The organism is Pseudomonas lini, assembly GCF_001042905.1.
GTDB classification, from domain to species: Bacteria; Pseudomonadota; Gammaproteobacteria; order Pseudomonadales; family Pseudomonadaceae; genus Aquipseudomonas; species Aquipseudomonas lini.
This window is the reverse complement of record NZ_JYLB01000004.1, coordinates 443,286-457,129: the sequence shown is the minus strand read 5'-3', so window position 1 is coordinate 457,129 and position 13,844 is coordinate 443,286. Positions and strand designations below refer to the sequence as shown.

The 13,844-nt window shown below is 58.1% G+C and carries 15 protein-coding genes; 6 read left to right on the top strand and 9 right to left on the bottom strand.

The window, feature by feature from the left end; translation table 11 throughout:
* Positions 1-88: 88 nt before the first annotated feature.
* A complete protein-coding gene (locus TU81_RS14245) occupies positions 89-1,030 on the bottom strand; it encodes a fatty acid desaturase (RefSeq protein WP_048395691.1) in 942 nt (313 codons plus the stop codon).
* 342 nt (positions 1,031-1,372) lie between these two features.
* Between TU81_RS14245 and TU81_RS14240 the strand changes: the two genes are divergently transcribed.
* Positions 1,373-1,786, top strand: a complete 414-nt coding sequence (locus tag TU81_RS14240) for a GNAT family N-acetyltransferase (protein WP_048395689.1) — start codon at positions 1,373-1,375, stop codon at positions 1,784-1,786.
* A gap of 78 nt (positions 1,787-1,864) precedes the next feature.
* Here TU81_RS14240 and def read toward each other — a convergent pair whose 3' ends face one another.
* From def to TU81_RS14225, 3 genes are all read right to left on the bottom strand, one after another.
* Entirely contained in the window at positions 1,865-2,404 is a 540-nt protein-coding gene (gene def / locus TU81_RS14235) for a peptide deformylase (RefSeq protein WP_038981997.1), read from the bottom strand.
* The gene (locus TU81_RS14230; RefSeq protein WP_038981996.1) at positions 2,401-3,360 is read right to left on the bottom strand and encodes a YihY/virulence factor BrkB family protein; all 960 of its coding nucleotides are present in this window, start codon (positions 3,358-3,360) and stop codon (positions 2,401-2,403) included. Before TU81_RS14230 ends, def begins: the two co-directional genes overlap by 4 nt.
* Positions 3,361-3,530: 170 nt before the next feature.
* Positions 3,531-3,722, bottom strand: a complete 192-nt coding sequence (locus TU81_RS14225) for a CsbD family protein (RefSeq protein ID WP_038981995.1) — start codon at positions 3,720-3,722, stop codon at positions 3,531-3,533.
* 191 nt (positions 3,723-3,913) lie between these two features.
* Here TU81_RS14225 and TU81_RS14220 point away from each other — a divergent pair, with 191 nt between their 5' ends.
* Positions 3,914-4,291 (top strand): hypothetical protein, encoded by a 378-nt coding sequence (locus tag TU81_RS14220; protein ID WP_048395687.1) that lies wholly within the window; start codon positions 3,914-3,916, stop codon positions 4,289-4,291.
* A gap of 79 nt (positions 4,292-4,370) precedes the next feature.
* On the opposite strand, the gene fadD1 is transcribed toward TU81_RS14220, so the two are convergent.
* Both fadD1 and fadD2 read right to left on the bottom strand, forming a co-directional pair.
* Positions 4,371-6,071, bottom strand: a complete 1,701-nt coding sequence (gene fadD1, locus TU81_RS14215; RefSeq protein WP_038981993.1) for a long-chain-fatty-acid--CoA ligase FadD1 — start codon at positions 6,069-6,071, stop codon at positions 4,371-4,373.
* 384 nt (positions 6,072-6,455) lie between these two features.
* Entirely contained in the window at positions 6,456-8,144 is a 1,689-nt protein-coding gene (gene fadD2, locus TU81_RS14210) for a long-chain-fatty-acid--CoA ligase FadD2 (RefSeq protein ID WP_048395685.1), read from the bottom strand.
* 268 nt (positions 8,145-8,412) lie between these two features.
* On the opposite strand from fadD2, the gene TU81_RS14205 reads away from it, so the two are divergent.
* Positions 8,413-9,357, top strand: a complete 945-nt coding sequence (locus tag TU81_RS14205) for an alpha/beta hydrolase (RefSeq protein WP_048395683.1) — start codon at positions 8,413-8,415, stop codon at positions 9,355-9,357.
* 43 nt (positions 9,358-9,400) lie between these two features.
* Positions 9,401-9,871 carry a MaoC family dehydratase gene (locus TU81_RS14200; RefSeq protein WP_048395682.1) on the top strand — a complete coding sequence of 157 codons (471 nt, stop codon included), beginning with the start codon at positions 9,401-9,403 and terminating at the stop codon, positions 9,869-9,871.
* Positions 9,872-9,973: 102 nt separating this feature from the next.
* Here TU81_RS14200 and TU81_RS31275 read toward each other — a convergent pair whose 3' ends face one another.
* Positions 9,974-10,708 (bottom strand): hypothetical protein, encoded by a 735-nt coding sequence (locus TU81_RS31275; RefSeq protein ID WP_038981990.1) that lies wholly within the window; start codon positions 10,706-10,708, stop codon positions 9,974-9,976.
* Between the two features lie 282 nt (positions 10,709-10,990).
* Complete coding sequence (locus TU81_RS14190) at positions 10,991-11,458, bottom strand: PA2169 family four-helix-bundle protein (protein WP_038981989.1); 468 nt, start codon at positions 11,456-11,458, stop codon at positions 10,991-10,993.
* Positions 11,459-11,662: 204 nt separating this feature from the next.
* On the opposite strand from TU81_RS14190, the gene TU81_RS14185 reads away from it, so the two are divergent.
* Complete coding sequence (locus TU81_RS14185; RefSeq protein ID WP_007949456.1) at positions 11,663-11,899, top strand: DUF3820 family protein; 237 nt, start codon at positions 11,663-11,665, stop codon at positions 11,897-11,899.
* A gap of 25 nt (positions 11,900-11,924) precedes the next feature.
* The gene (locus TU81_RS14180) at positions 11,925-13,106 is read left to right on the top strand and encodes an aminotransferase class V-fold PLP-dependent enzyme (RefSeq protein ID WP_048395681.1); all 1,182 of its coding nucleotides are present in this window, start codon (positions 11,925-11,927) and stop codon (positions 13,104-13,106) included.
* A 2-nt stretch (positions 13,107-13,108) separates the two neighbouring features.
* Here TU81_RS14180 and TU81_RS14175 read toward each other — a convergent pair whose 3' ends face one another.
* On the bottom strand, positions 13,109-13,834 hold the full coding sequence (locus TU81_RS14175; protein ID WP_048395675.1) for an intradiol ring-cleavage dioxygenase: 726 nt from the start codon (positions 13,832-13,834) through the stop codon (positions 13,109-13,111).
* Positions 13,835-13,844: the final 10 nt, after the last annotated feature.

Genomic DNA, 13,844 nt, shown 5'->3' with positions numbered 1-13,844 from the left:
GCGAAGGCGGTGTGTCATGCAACATCAATATTGACTGACATGACCTCTTCGCGAGCAAGCCCGCTCCCACAGGGGAACTCATTCACAATCAGTGAAACGGATGCCGTGGACTGTCAATCGCCCTCACCCCATGCTGACGCATCAACTGAGCATAACCCTGCACCACAAACCCGCCACTGCGCGCCAGCCATTGCTCGCGGCGCGCGCGATAAACCCGTGGCAGGTCGTACCAGGGCAGGCCCGGCAAGTCGTGGTGCACCAGGTGAAAATTGAGGTTCAGGAACAGCCAGCGCCACGGCCATGCAGCTTCGTTGATGACGGTGCGTTGCTCGGGTTGCACGTGAGGACGGTGTTCATAGTAGGAACGAATCATCGCGATCGACAGCGCCGGCACGCTGATCAGCAACAGGTAATGCCCGACTGGCAACGCGCTGTAGCGCGCGATGAACGTCAGCATCAGCAGCGTCAGCGCGCCGTGGGTCAGCCACATCAACCAGGCCTGGCGCTCACCCGCTTTTAGCCGTTGCAGCTCTTCCCCGGCCAGCGCCAGCAAGGCCAGTGGCGCACCGAGGACAAAGCGCCCGAGCACGGTTTTGTTCAGCCAGTGCAGGCCCTGTTCGAACAGCGAACTGCGTTGCCACTGTTCAGCGCTCAGGTAACGGCTTTCCGGATCGCGACCGGGGACGGTCAGGTCTTCGTCGCGGTGATGCAGCAAATGACTGTCGCGGTACAGGGTATAGGGATACCAGACCGCGAACGGCGCATAACCGAGGACTTTATTCAGCGTTTGCCAACGGGTGGGATGGCCGTGCAGCAATTCGTGCTGCACCGACAACCACAATACCAGCAGTGGAATCAGCAACAACGTGCTCCACCAGAGCCCCAATCGGTCGCTGCCCAGAACAATGCTGAACCAGCCGACGTACACGCCGATAAACAGCAGCCAGGTCGGCCACTCGGTGCGAGCGGTGAAGCGTTGGCGCAGGGTTTCGATTTCTTCACGGTGGGCAGCATCAAAATAATGGGGCATGGCTTTGCTCAGAACGGGAACCAATCCCCCTCTGTGCAATGGCGCAGGGATTTCTTGCAGATTATCTGGTTATTTCGATAGGCCTGAAAAACAAGGAGCCCGAGAACTCGGGCTCCGTTGACGCGGGATCAGTGACCGAACACGCCCACCTTCTTGGCCTTCTTGTCCGCACGTTTTTCATCGGCGGTTTTAGCCGGTTTCTTCTTTGCCGCTTTCTTTGAATCCATGCCTTTGGCCATGATACATACTCCACTCATACGGGACGTGAGATCAGGTATACACCTATCGCGGCGCCCGCGTTCTTTTATAATCACCCGCTTTGCGCACCGACAGTTCAGGCCCATGCCCAACACCCAGTACACCTTGCTCGACGAGCCGTTGTGGCCGTTGATGAACAAGTTTTACCGCGCCCATCAATCGTCGATGAAAGCAGTCCGCGATGCTCAATTGTGGGTGGCGCGCCGCGAGGAGATTGTCGCCGCACTGTGCCTGCGTCCGGTGGCGGATGGGCATTGGCTGACCGGGCTGTTCGTCGCCCCCCGCTGTCGCGAGCAAGGAATCGCCGCGGCGTTGATCGCTGAAGCGGTCAAGGATCTCGAAGAGCCGGTCTGGTTGTTCTGCCATCCGGATTTGCGTGGCTTTTATGAGCGCCGCGGTTTTATGTTCGACCCGCCCCTGCCCTACGCCATGGCTGAACGGTTGAGCCGTTATGCGCGCAGCAAACCGATGATTGCGATGGGTTTGCAACCAGGTTAGAAGATCAAAAGATCGCAGCCTTCGGCAGCTCCTACAGGTGTGCGTACATCCGTAGGAGCTGCCGAAGGCTGCGATCTTTTAGCTATCCGCCGCAGGATCGAGGTCCGGGAACATCACCTCGGTAAACCCGAACTTGCTGAAATCACTGATGCGCGACGGGTATAGCCGGCCGATCAGGTGATCGCATTCATGCTGCACCACCCGCGCATGAAATCCCGAGGCAATGCGCACGATCGGTTCGCCCTTGGGATCGAAGCCTTCATAACGAATCTGCTGATAACGATCTACCGCCCCGCGCAGGCCCGGCACGGACAGGCAGCCTTCGAAACCCTCTTCGAGGGTCGGGCTCAATGGCGTGATCAGCGGATTGATCAGAATCGTCTGCGGCACCGCTTCGGCGTCGGGATAGCGTTCGCTGTGTTCGAAACCAAAGATCACCAGTTGCAGGTCGACACCGATCTGCGGTGCGGCCAGGCCGACTCCGCCGACGCTTTCCATGGTCTGGAACATGTCGTCGATCAGTTGCCACAACTCAGGGCTGTCGAACATTTCCGCTGGCACCGGCGGGGCAATGCGCAGCAGGCGCTCATCGCCCATTTTCAGAATTTCACGGATCATTTTATGGCTTCGTCAGTGGTCGGCTTTGAGTGGTCGCGCCCCAGTCCCGAAACGTGGTGCTTTTCTTCATGGCCGGGGCCATGCTCGCCAGGGACCTTCTCGCCAGGGTCTTTGCCTTCGCGCGACATGTGCTCGATCACCGCATTCATTTCCGCGCCGAGCAACAGCACCGCGGCGGAAATATAGAAGTACAGCAGCAACACGATGATCGCGCCGATACTGCCATACATGGCGTTGTAGTTGGCGAAGGTTTTGACGTAGAGACCGAAGCCCAGCGAAGCGATGATCCAGACCACCACGGACAACACCGCACCCGGGGTGATAAAGCGAAACTCTTGTTTGACGTCGGGCATGACGTAGTAAATCAGCGCCACCGCCATCATCAGCAGAATCACCACCACCGGCCAGCGGACGATGGTCCAGACTGTCACGATGAAATCTTCGAGGCCTACTTGCGCGGCAATCCAGCCCATCACCTGCGGCCCGAGCACCATCAGCGCGGCGGCGATCAGCAACATGCCGGCGATCCCGATGGTGTAGAAAATCGACAGCGGAAAACGTTTCCAGACCGGACGGCCTTCGACCACATCATATGCGGCGTTCATCGCGCTCATCATCAACCGCACACCGGCGGACGCGGTCCACAGGGCGATCACGATACCCACCGACAACAACCCCCCCTTGGATTGCTGCAGCTGATCGATCACCGGGTTCACCTGGTCCAGCGCCTGGGGTGGCAAGACCAGTTCCGATTGCAGGCGCAGCCAGGAGAAGAAGTCCGGCAAATGCAGGAAACCGATAAGGGCGATCAGGAACAGGATGAAAGGGAACAGCGAGAACAGCATTTGATAGGCCAGTGCCGAGGCATAGGTCGACATCTCGTCGTCGACGAACTCGGTGACCGTTCGCATCATCACCCGGTGCAGGGGCAAACCCTTCATGTTAGGAAAAAACATTAGCGTCTCCTTTCGCCGCAAAAAGGTTGAAGTCATGGCGACTCAGGGGCCGTTTTCTACAACAAAGTAGCCTACTTGGCGACTTTGAAACAATTTCCTTGCTCAAGTTCAAGCTGACACAGAAACGGCCATCCGCGGATGGCCGTTTCGATTACTCGTCAAAGCCCGGGTTACGCCTTGTCGATGCCTTTTTTAAGAGCATCCTTGGCTTTGCCGACCGCTTGCTGGGTTTCTCCTTTCCTCTCCTGCGCCACGCCTTCGGAGCGCAGTTTTTCGTTGCCGGTGGCCTTGCCGACGCCTTGCTTGACGTTGCCGGCCGCTTCGTTTGCCATGCCTTTAACTTTATCGCCTGTGCTGCTCATGGTATTTCTCCTGTGAACATTTCAACGAGGAAAGTGGTTACACAAGGGTTGACCGGGGGCCTTTGCGCGGAGTTTCATTTATTTATTAACCGGACATTTCGCAGGTTAGGCTTTATGTTTGCAGGCTTTGCACCGAGAATGCGCAACGTATTCAGGCCATGGCGCTGAAGATCCAATCCCGTAGGAACGTTATGAAACTCGATAAAAAGCTGGCCATTGCCCGCAGAAACCAGGAACTCGGCGGTGCTGTGCTTGGCGTCAACAACTGCCATTTCACCGAATTGAACCGCAACCGCAATATCTTCTGGTTCGATATTCCGGTCGCGCGCCTGGCCGTTGGTCAGTACGAATGGATTCACTTGCTGATGCACACCCCGGATACCGACGAACTGCTGCACCTGAAAGTGCCGACGGTGTTCCTGCGCGAAAAACTCGAAGGCCTGGTGGTGCGCAACCAAGGCAAGCGCAAGGCAGCCCTGAGCCTGGAACTGAGCGCCGACAAGGACTCCTACCTGCAGGACATGCGCCCGACGGGTACCAACGTCAATTTCGCGCAGTTCCGTATGTAGGAGCTGCCGCAGGCTGCGATCTTTTGATCTTGCTTTCTGGCTCTAACAAAAGCCCCGCATCCGCGGGGCTTTTGTTTGACTAGGCGCCTACTTTCTTCGCACCCAGTTTCTTCAGCTCTTCGTCGCGCAGTTCGCGGCGCAGAATCTTGCCGACGTTGGTGGTCGGCAGCGCGTCGCGGAACTCTACGGCTTTCGGTACTTTGTAGCCGGTGACGTTGGCGCGCATGTGCTCCATCACCTGCTCCTTGGTCAGGGTCACGCCCGGTTTGGCGACGATGAAAATCTTGATCGCCTCGCCCGATTTCTCGTCCGGAACACCAATGGCCGCGCATTGCAGCACGCCCGGCAGGGTTGCCAGCACGTCTTCAAGCTCATTGGGGTACACGTTGAAACCGGAGACCAGGATCATGTCTTTCTTGCGATCGACAATGCGCATGTAACCGTCTGGCTGGATCAGCGCGATGTCACCGGTCTTCAACCAGCCTTCGCTGTCGAGGATTTCGTCAGTGGCATCTTGGCGCTGCCAGTAGCCCTTCATGACTTGCGGACCTTTCACACACAGTTCACCGATGGCGCCCAATGGCTGTTCAACACCGGCATCGTCGATGATTTTGCACAAAGTCGATGGAACCGGAATACCGATGGTGCCGATCTGGATGTTCTGGCTCGGGTTCACTGTGGCCACCGGACTGGTTTCGGTCATGCCGTAACCTTCGCAGATCGGGCAACCGGTAACCGCTTTCCAGCGTTCGGCCGCAGCCAGTTGCAAGGCCATGCCGCCGGACAGGGTGATTTTCAGACTGGAGAAATCCAGCTTGCGGAACGCTTCGTTGTTGCACAGCGCGACGAACAGCGTGTTCAGGCCGACGAAACCGCTGAACTTCCACTTCGACAGCTCCTTGACCATCGCCGTCAGGTCGCGCGGGTTGCTGATCAGGATGTTGTGGTTGCCGATCAGCATCATCGCCATGCAATGAAAGGTGAACGCATAGATGTGGTACAGCGGCAACGGGGTGATCAGGATCTCGCAACCTTCGTTGAGGTTGGAGCCCATCAGCGCTTTGCACTGCAGCATGTTCGCCACAAGGTTGCGGTGGGTCAGCATCGCACCCTTGGCCACGCCGGTGGTGCCGCCGGTGTATTGCAGCACGGCAACGTCGCCGCTGGCCGGGTTGGCTTCAGCCACTGGCTGGCCATGGCCCTTGCTCAGCACGTCATTGAATTTGATGGCCTTGGGCAAGTGATACGCCGGGACCATCTTCTTCACGTACTTGATGACGCTGTTGACCAGCAGGCGCTTGAGCGGCGGCAGCAGGTCGGCCACTTCAGTGACGATCACGTGCTTGACGCCGGTTTTCGGCACGACGATCTCGGCCAGATGCGCCATGTTGGCCAGGCAGACCAGGGCTTTGGCACCGGAGTCGTTGAATTGGTGTTCCATTTCCCGCGCGGTGTACAACGGGTTGGTGTTGACCACGATCAGCCCGGCGCGGATCGCACCAAAGACGGCAACCGGGTATTGCAACAGGTTGGGCAGTTGCACGGCGATTCGATCGCCGGGTTGCAAATCGGTATGCTGTTGCAGGTAAGCAGCAAAGGCACCGGACAATTCGTACAGCTCACCGTAGGTGATTGTCTTGCCCAGGTTGCTGAATGCCGGTTTGTCAGCGAAGCGTTGGCAGGATTGCTTCAACACTGCCTGAATATTCGGATACTCGTCTGGATTGATCTCGGCAGCAATTCCAGCTGGGTACTTATCCTTCCAAAAGTCTTCGATCATGGAAGCCCACTCCTCAGCAACGCGAATTCAAATACCGCATTTGATGCGATTATTATTGGTGTTTGATTATTGGTGAGTCTGGCTTTTAACAAGGCCGAGAGGTCACAAAGCGCGCCGAGAGTAGCAGCTTTGCCAAGGGCCGACTAGAGCCAAAATTGGCCCCTACGGTCACGTTTATGACTCTTGAATATTCAATAGTCACTTTTAGAGCAAAAATTCTATAGCACCTTGGAAGCCCCTGAAACCGGGGTTTCGGTCCCTTAAAAGCTTCGCGGGCAAGCCTCGCTCCTACAGGGTTCGCGTCGTTCACCGCTTTGTAAACAACACTGGACTTGTAGGAGCGTGGCTTGCCCGCGATCCGCGCGAAGCGCGGCCATTCACAGATCAGGCGATCTCACGCAACTCCCGCCGCAGAATCTTGCCCACCGGCGTCATCGGCAACGACTCACGCAAGACGATGTGCTTGGGCACTTTGTACGCCGTGAAGTTTTCCTTGCAATAGGCCTTCAGCTCTTCGAGGCTGACCCCGGATTCGCGGGCCACCACAAACAACTTCACCGCCTCCCCCGAACGCTCGTCCGGCACGCCGATCACCGCGCAGTTGGCGACTTTCGGATGGGCCATCACCACGTCTTCGATCTCGTTCGGGTACACGTTGAAGCCCGAGACGATGATCATGTCTTTTTTACGATCGACGATACGCACGAAACCGTCCGGGTCGATCACCGCAATGTCGCCCGACTTGAACCAGCCGTCGGCATCCAGCACTTCGGCGGTGGCTTCGGGTTTCTGCCAGTAGCCCTTCATGATCTGCGGGCCCTTGATGCACAGTTCGCCACGCTCGCCCAGCGGCTGCTCAACGCCTTCATCGTTGATGATCTTGAGCGTCGTGCCCGGTACCGGCAGGCCGACCGTGCCGATGCGCGACTTGTCACCGTAGGGATTGGTGCAGGCCACCGGCGAGGTTTCGGTCAGGCCGTAACCTTCGGTGATCCGGCAACCAGTGAGCTGTTCCCAGCGCTCGGCCGTAGCCTTGACCAGCGCGGTCCCACCGGAGTTGGTGAGCTTGAGGCTGGAGAAATCCAGGGTCTTGAAGTCGGGATGGTCCATCAGCGCGACGAACAGCGTGTTGAGCCCCAGCAGCGCCGAAAACCGCCAGTTCTTCAGTTCCTTGATGAAGGCGCCAATGTCCCGTGGATTGGTGATCAGCACGTTGTGGTTGCCGGTCACCATCATGCACATGCAGTTCGCCGTGAAGGCATAGATGTGGTACAGCGGCAGCGGCGCGATCATCACTTCCTGGCCTTCGCGCAGCAGCGGTTGACCGTCAGCGCCGAATTGCCCCAGACACGCGCGCGCCTGCTGCATGTTCGCCACCAGGTTGCCGTGGGTCAGCATCGCGCCCTTGGCCAGCCCGGTGGTGCCGCCGGTGTATTGCAGCACGGCGATGTCGTCGAGGCCGACGTTCAGCGGTTTGATGCCCAGGCCCCGACCCAGACGCAGCGCGCTTTTGAAGGAAATCGCCTGCGACAAGGAATAGTCCGGGACCATTTTCTTGACCTTGGCGACCACGGTATTGATCAGCCAGCCCTTGGCTGTGGGCATCAAGTCGCCCATCTTCGCTTCGATCAGGTACTGGATGTCGGTGTCGGGCAGTACTTCCTGGACCTTCTGTCCGAACACGTTCAGATAGACCAGCGCCCGGGCACCGGAGTCCTTGAACTGATGACGCATCTCCCGCGCGGTGTACAAGGGGTTGGTATTGACCACGATCAGCCCGGCGCGCAAGGCACCGAACACGGCAATCGGGTAATGCAGGACGTTGGGCATCTGCACCGCAATGCGATCCCCCGGCACCAGGTCGGTGTGGGCTTGCAGGTAACCGGCGAACGCGGCGCTGTAGCGTTCCAGTTCGGCGTAGGTCAGGGTCACGCCCATGTTGCTGAACGCCGGTCGGTCAGCAAATTTCTTGCAGGAACGCTCGAACACCTCGATCACCGACTTATAGGCCCCAAGGTCAATATCCAGGGGCACGCCGGCCGGGCGTTTGTCATTCCAGAAATCAGGTTGCATTATTTTTGTCCTCTTTACCTGAGCCATCCGGGGCCGCTTTTCTGTTCTTCTCTCTCATTCCATAAAAAGCAGGAAGCGAAAAACGGTGCTTCCCGGACACTAGCAGCTATGGTGAATCAGGCAAATATGCGCACGGGCGTCATAGATCGCGTGAATCTTGCTGCCCCGCCGTGGCCTGATCAGACGGTAGGCGACGGATGCGCTATACAATGCAGCGGGGCTGCTTTCCACCCAGCAGTCTCATGCAGTCCAACGCAAAGGAATCGCCATGATCCACGACACTTTCTGGCTGACCGCGAGTGACCGCAGCCGCCTCTTCGTCAACCAGTGGCTGCCAGCCGCGCCGCTCAAGGCGGTGATCCTGCTGGCCCACGGCATGGCGGAACACAGCGGTCGCTACGCCCGTCTGGCGCAAGCCTGCTGTGATCAGGATTACGGCGTTTATGCGCCGGACCTGCGTGGACATGGCAAAACTGCCGAAAACGGTACGCTGGGCCATTTCGCCGACGATGATGGCTGGTGCAAAGTGGTCGGCGACCTCGCCAGCCTTAACCAACATATCGGCCAACAGCATCCCGGCGTGCCAATCGTGTTGCTCGGCCACAGCATGGGCAGCTATATCGCCCAGGCTTATTTGCTGCACCACAGCGCCAGCCTGCACGGGGCGATTCTCAGCGGCTCGAATTTCCAGCCAATAGCGCTCTATCGCGCAGCGCGGCAGATTGCTCGTCTGGAACGCCTGCGCCAAGGGCCCAAGGGGCGCAGTGCGCTGGTCGAATGGCTGTCGTTCGGCTCGTTCAACAAAAAATTCAAACCGGCGCGCACGCCATTCGACTGGCTGAGCCGCGACCCCGCCGAAGTCGACAAATACGCCAATGACCCGCTCTGCGGCTTTCGCTGCACCAATCAACTGTGGGTCGATTTGCTCGGCGGCTTGCAGCAAATCAGCAAAGCGTCCAATCTCGCCCAGATCGATCGGGGCCTGCCGTTGCTGGTGATTGGCGGCGAATGTGATCCGGTGAGCGAAGGCAAACGTCTGAAAGATCTGGCCCACGCCCTGCGCGACGCTGGCTGCCAGAGCCTGCAGCTGACTATTTACCCGCAGGCCCGGCATGAACTGTTTAACGAGAGCAACCGCGACGAAGTGACGGCCGACGTGCTGAACTGGATCGCCCAGGCCTTGAGCAACCGCCGGCCACCCAGAGCCGAATAGTTTTTTTGTGGATTTATTTAATTCGTCACAGGAATCGAGACAGATGACCCAGGTTACCAACACCCCTTACGAAGCCCTCGAAGTCGGCCAGACCGCCAGCTACAGCAAGACCGTCGAAGAACGCGACATTCAGTTGTTCGCCGCGATGTCCGGCGATCACAACCCGGTGCACCTGGACGCCGAATTCGCCGCCGCCAGCATGTTCAAGGAGCGTATCGCCCACGGCATGTTCAGCGGCGCGTTGATCAGCGCGGCGGTGGCTTGCGAGTTGCCTGGGCCGGGGACTATTTATATCGGTCAGACGATGAGCTTTCAGAAGCCGGTGAAAATTGGCGACACGCTGACTGTGCGCCTGGAGATTCTCGAGAAACTGCCGAAATTTCGTGTGCGCATCGCCACTCGGGTATTCAACCAGCGCGATGAGTTGGTCGTGGATGGCGAGGCGGAGATTCTGGCGCCGCGCAAGCAACAGACCGTGACGTTGCCTACCCCGCCGGCGATCAGCATCGGCTGATTTGCAAGTCTGCTGATCGTTCCCACGTTCTGCGTCACTGGTGTCCGGGAAAAACTGAAGGGGGAGCTTGCTCCCCCTTGCTGTGTCTGCCTCTGAGCCAAATCAGAGATTGCGCGATAGCGCCCTGCGCACGCTCTCACTGTTCAGCGCAGGGCTTTCAGTCTCGGCAGGGGATTGCGCCGGTGCAGGACTTTCGACCTGGAAAGAGATTTCAGCCTGGGCCGGGCTTTCAATTTGAACAGGGCTTGGCGCCTGGCCACGACTGGCGACCTGATTGTCCAGCTTCTCGATGTAGGCGTTCAAATCGCTAATCAGCAGTTTCTTGCGCTGGGAGCCCTGATACCACGCGTAGCAAAAGTAGCCTGTCGCCGCCAGAAAGCCTAGCCCGGCTGTAGCAAGACCGGCGACGCACAATCCAAGCACGATCAGTAGTGTCTTCCAGTTAAAGGGCGACAGCTCCAGCTCGGTATTCAGCCCCTTCGCGTCACGCAGCACCCAGCGCTTGGACGCCGTGTGGTTTTGCAAAATGGTGTGCAGCGGCGAACCATCCTTTTTCAAGGCACTGATCAAAGAGATTTCCTGACCTGTGCGCAAAGGAATGTCCACGCCGCGCAGCTTTACATCGTGCTCGACGCCGTCCGGGGTTCTGACCCAGAACTCATGATTGATGATCGAAACAGAACTGATGCGCACAGGCGTCACATCACCATCGTTACCGTTCACATGAACGCCGCCCGTGGATGTCACGCGGGTCTCGCTGAGTTTTTCGCTGCCCACCACTTCACCGCTCAAGACAGTGAAAGAAACGGTTTTATCGCCATGGGTGAAGTCGTGCATTTCGATTCCTTGATTGACCCACGTCGATCGACGTGCAGGAGAAAGATCCGTATGCGGCGGATGCTACTAAGTAGCCATTACGCTGTCCAGAACACCCCCCACAAGTGACGCTCCGCAGCGCCAATCCGCCACCGATCAAAGTCTTGATCGCGAACTGCAAGGCGCGGCGGTCAGGTGCGAACAAGGCCTGCAAAGTGATGGGCACGTATATCCCGCCCAGTGTTAAATCCCGAACACAAAAAAACGCCAGGCTGGCTGGCGTTTTTGACAGATAACGAACGCTTATGAGCGTGCGCGAGCCTGATTACGCAGGGCTTTCACCTGATCGTGGTTGCGTTGTACGCCGTGATACTGGCGTTCAACGATGTCACGAATGCTCACCAGGTTGTCCTTGTTGATTTTTTCCAGTGCGTCCTTGTAAGCCTTCAGCGCGTGGTCTTCACCGCGTTCGGCTTCGTTCAGCACTGCCTCTTCATCCTTGCCGGTGAACATCGCCTTCACATCGACCCAGCGACGGTGCAGATCGCCGCTGACGCTGGTGGAGGTTTCCGGATCACCGCCCAGGGAACGCACGGCAGCCTGCAGCTCGGCAGCGGCAGCAGCGCAGTCGGCGGAGCGCTGAATGAACAGGTTTTTAAGTTCTGGATGCTTGATGTCTTCAGCGCAAGTCTTGAACCCTTCCTGACCGTCTTTACTGGTTTCAATCAGGTCGTTGAGTACAGAGATCGCGTCTTTATTAATGTCGGTCATTTTTCAATTCCTTGCGGTTGATGAAAGATGCAATAAGTAGTTGCACCCTGCATGCCAGCTTTGAATTGACGTCTTTTTACTTATATTTCAATAAGTTAGTGTTTAAGGCGAAATCTGTATCCGCTTTTTTTGCATGATCTGTCATTTGGCCTGCATGCAGAATGCCTGTATTTTCCAGACTGCTTTGAATCAAGACGACTGATGATGAATCCCGAAAAACTCGAACTGCTGATTACCCGCGAAATGCCCTTCGGCAAATACAAGGGCCGCATCATCGCTGACCTGCCCGGCCAGTACCTGAACTGGTTCGCTCGCGAAGGTTTCCCTCACGGTGAACTGGGCGGTTTGCTGGCCTTGATGCAGGAAATCGACCACAACGGCTTGTCGGAGCTGCTCGAACCGCTGCGCGCCAAACACGGCAAACCCGCCCCTCGCCACTGACCCACCCTACCTCACCGAGTTGCTCATGCCCGATAACACCCGCCGTTCCCGCGATGAAGGTTTTTGGCAGACCTTTGCCGACCGTTATGCCGTCGAACCCGGCCCCCTGAACTTGGAGAACGGTTACTTCGGACGCATGTCGCGCACCGTGGTCGAGGAGTATCAGCGCAACATCGAGCTGATCAACCGCGGCAACTCGGTGCATGTGCGCCAGCGCTTCGAACAGGATGAAAGCGTCAAGATTCGTGCGCAATTGGCCGAGCTGATCGGTGCGCCCGCCGAAGCCGTCGCCCTCACCCGCAACGCCTCGGATGGCCTGCAATCGCTGATCCGCAACTACAATCGCCTGGAACCGGGCGATCAGGTGCTGATAGGCGATCTGGAGTACGACACGGTCAAGGGCGCGATGCGTTGGCTGGCCCGCTATCGAGGCGTGGAAGTGATCGAGATCGAACACCGCCACCCCGCGAGTTTCGACAGTTTACTGGCCACTTACCGCGAAGCTTTCGTGCGTTATCCGCGACTGAAGTTGATGGCCCTGACCCACGTCACCCATCGCACCGGACTGGTCATGCCGGTGCAGGCGATTGCTGCTGCCGCCAGGGAACACGGCATCGACGTGATTCTCGACGGCGCCCATGCCCTCGGCCAGATCGAATTCAATCTCGATGAACTGGGCATCGCCTTTGCCGGCTACAACCTGCACAAATGGATCGGTGCGCCGCTGACTTTGGGGTTCATCTACATTGCGCCCCAGCGTCTGGCCGACATCGACCCGGACATGGGCGAGATGCATTTCCCGGTCACCGACATTCGCGCCCGCACGCCCTACAGCACGCCCAATATTCCGGCCCTGCTGACCCTGCCGCTGGTGTTCGAAGAACATCGCGCCATGGGCGGTTCCATCGCCAAGGGCATGCGGCTCAATTACCTGCGCAACCGATGGGTCAATGCCGTTAGGGGGTTACCGGGAATCGAAGTCATGACCCCGGATGACCCACGCCTGTATTGCGGCATCACCTCGATGCGCTTTACCCGGCATGCCGATCAGCAGGTGATGGTCGAGCGCCTGCTCAACGACTACAACCTGTTTACCGTGGCGCGCAGCGGGGCGGCGTGTGGCCCGTGCATCCGCATTACGCCGGGGCTCACCACCACCGCAGCCGACATGGATCTGCTGACCCGGGCGCTGACTGAATTGCGCTGAGGTCACACAGTGTATTTGTCGAAGTCCTCGGGCTTGATTTGCGATGACACCGCAAACGTGTCGACACCGATGGTCATGTGCCCGAAAAAGCCGTCTTCGTTCGAGTCTCGACCGATGGCATGGACATTCAAGGTCGAGGCTTCACCGCCCATGCCCTGATAGAACTCATCCTGCTCGTTGTTCAGCGCGCAGGTGCCACGCCCACGGTACTCGCGGGCATTGAGTACCGTCCGCGAGGCCACCTCGGGAAAATACAGCTGGCCGACCCAGGCGACATGCCGCTCTTCCAGATAGTTGTTGCCGGCCGTGATTCGTACCGCCACATGAATATGCAGGGCGCGGCCGGCATAAAAACCCGGGTAGATGGTGGTAAATCGCACCACGCCCTGTTGATCGGTAAATTGCCCGCCGCGCAGGTAGGTATCGTCATCGGTGCGCGGGATCGAACCGATGGCATCGACGTCGACTTCCTTGTCCGGGTCGACTTTGCTCCAGCCCGAATACGCCCCGCGCGCGTTGCAATGCCAGATATCGACCACCGCCCCGGTGACCGGTTGACCGGTCATCGCATCGACGATCGTCAGCCGCAGCACCAAGGGGATGCCATCCATGCCTTCGCTGATGTTCCGTCGGATCAGTTTCGGGTTTCGAAAATACGGGCCGGCGATCTGTTCGGGTGACAGTTGGCAGACCGGTGGTGGGGATGTAATTGCAGTGTTGTCGTCCATGACGTTCTCT

Excerpts from the sequence above, each read along its gene's own strand:
- TU81_RS14245 (WP_048395691.1), bottom strand. The coding sequence starts at position 1,030 with ATGCCCCATTATTTTGATGCTGCCCACCGTGAAGAAATCGAAACCCTG.
- TU81_RS14240 (WP_048395689.1), top strand. The coding sequence starts at position 1,373 with ATGCCCAACACCCAGTACACCTTGCTCGACGAGCCGTTGTGGCCGTTG.
- def (WP_038981997.1), bottom strand. The coding sequence starts at position 2,404 with ATGATCCGTGAAATTCTGAAAATGGGCGATGAGCGCCTGCTGCGCATT.
- TU81_RS14230 (WP_038981996.1), bottom strand. The coding sequence starts at position 3,360 with ATGTTTTTTCCTAACATGAAGGGTTTGCCCCTGCACCGGGTGATGATG.
- TU81_RS14225 (WP_038981995.1), bottom strand. The coding sequence starts at position 3,722 with ATGAGCAGCACAGGCGATAAAGTTAAAGGCATGGCAAACGAAGCGGCC.
- TU81_RS14220 (WP_048395687.1), top strand. The coding sequence starts at position 3,914 with ATGAAACTCGATAAAAAGCTGGCCATTGCCCGCAGAAACCAGGAACTC.
- fadD1 (WP_038981993.1), bottom strand. The coding sequence starts at position 6,071 with ATGATCGAAGACTTTTGGAAGGATAAGTACCCAGCTGGAATTGCTGCC.
- fadD2 (WP_048395685.1), bottom strand. The coding sequence starts at position 8,144 with ATGCAACCTGATTTCTGGAATGACAAACGCCCGGCCGGCGTGCCCCTG.
- TU81_RS14205 (WP_048395683.1), top strand. The coding sequence starts at position 8,413 with ATGATCCACGACACTTTCTGGCTGACCGCGAGTGACCGCAGCCGCCTC.
- TU81_RS14200 (WP_048395682.1), top strand. The coding sequence starts at position 9,401 with ATGACCCAGGTTACCAACACCCCTTACGAAGCCCTCGAAGTCGGCCAG.
- TU81_RS31275 (WP_038981990.1), bottom strand. The coding sequence starts at position 10,708 with ATGCACGACTTCACCCATGGCGATAAAACCGTTTCTTTCACTGTCTTG.
- TU81_RS14190 (WP_038981989.1), bottom strand. The coding sequence starts at position 11,458 with ATGACCGACATTAATAAAGACGCGATCTCTGTACTCAACGACCTGATT.
- TU81_RS14185 (WP_007949456.1), top strand. The coding sequence starts at position 11,663 with ATGAATCCCGAAAAACTCGAACTGCTGATTACCCGCGAAATGCCCTTC.
- TU81_RS14180 (WP_048395681.1), top strand. The coding sequence starts at position 11,925 with ATGCCCGATAACACCCGCCGTTCCCGCGATGAAGGTTTTTGGCAGACC.
- TU81_RS14175 (WP_048395675.1), bottom strand. The coding sequence starts at position 13,834 with ATGGACGACAACACTGCAATTACATCCCCACCACCGGTCTGCCAACTG.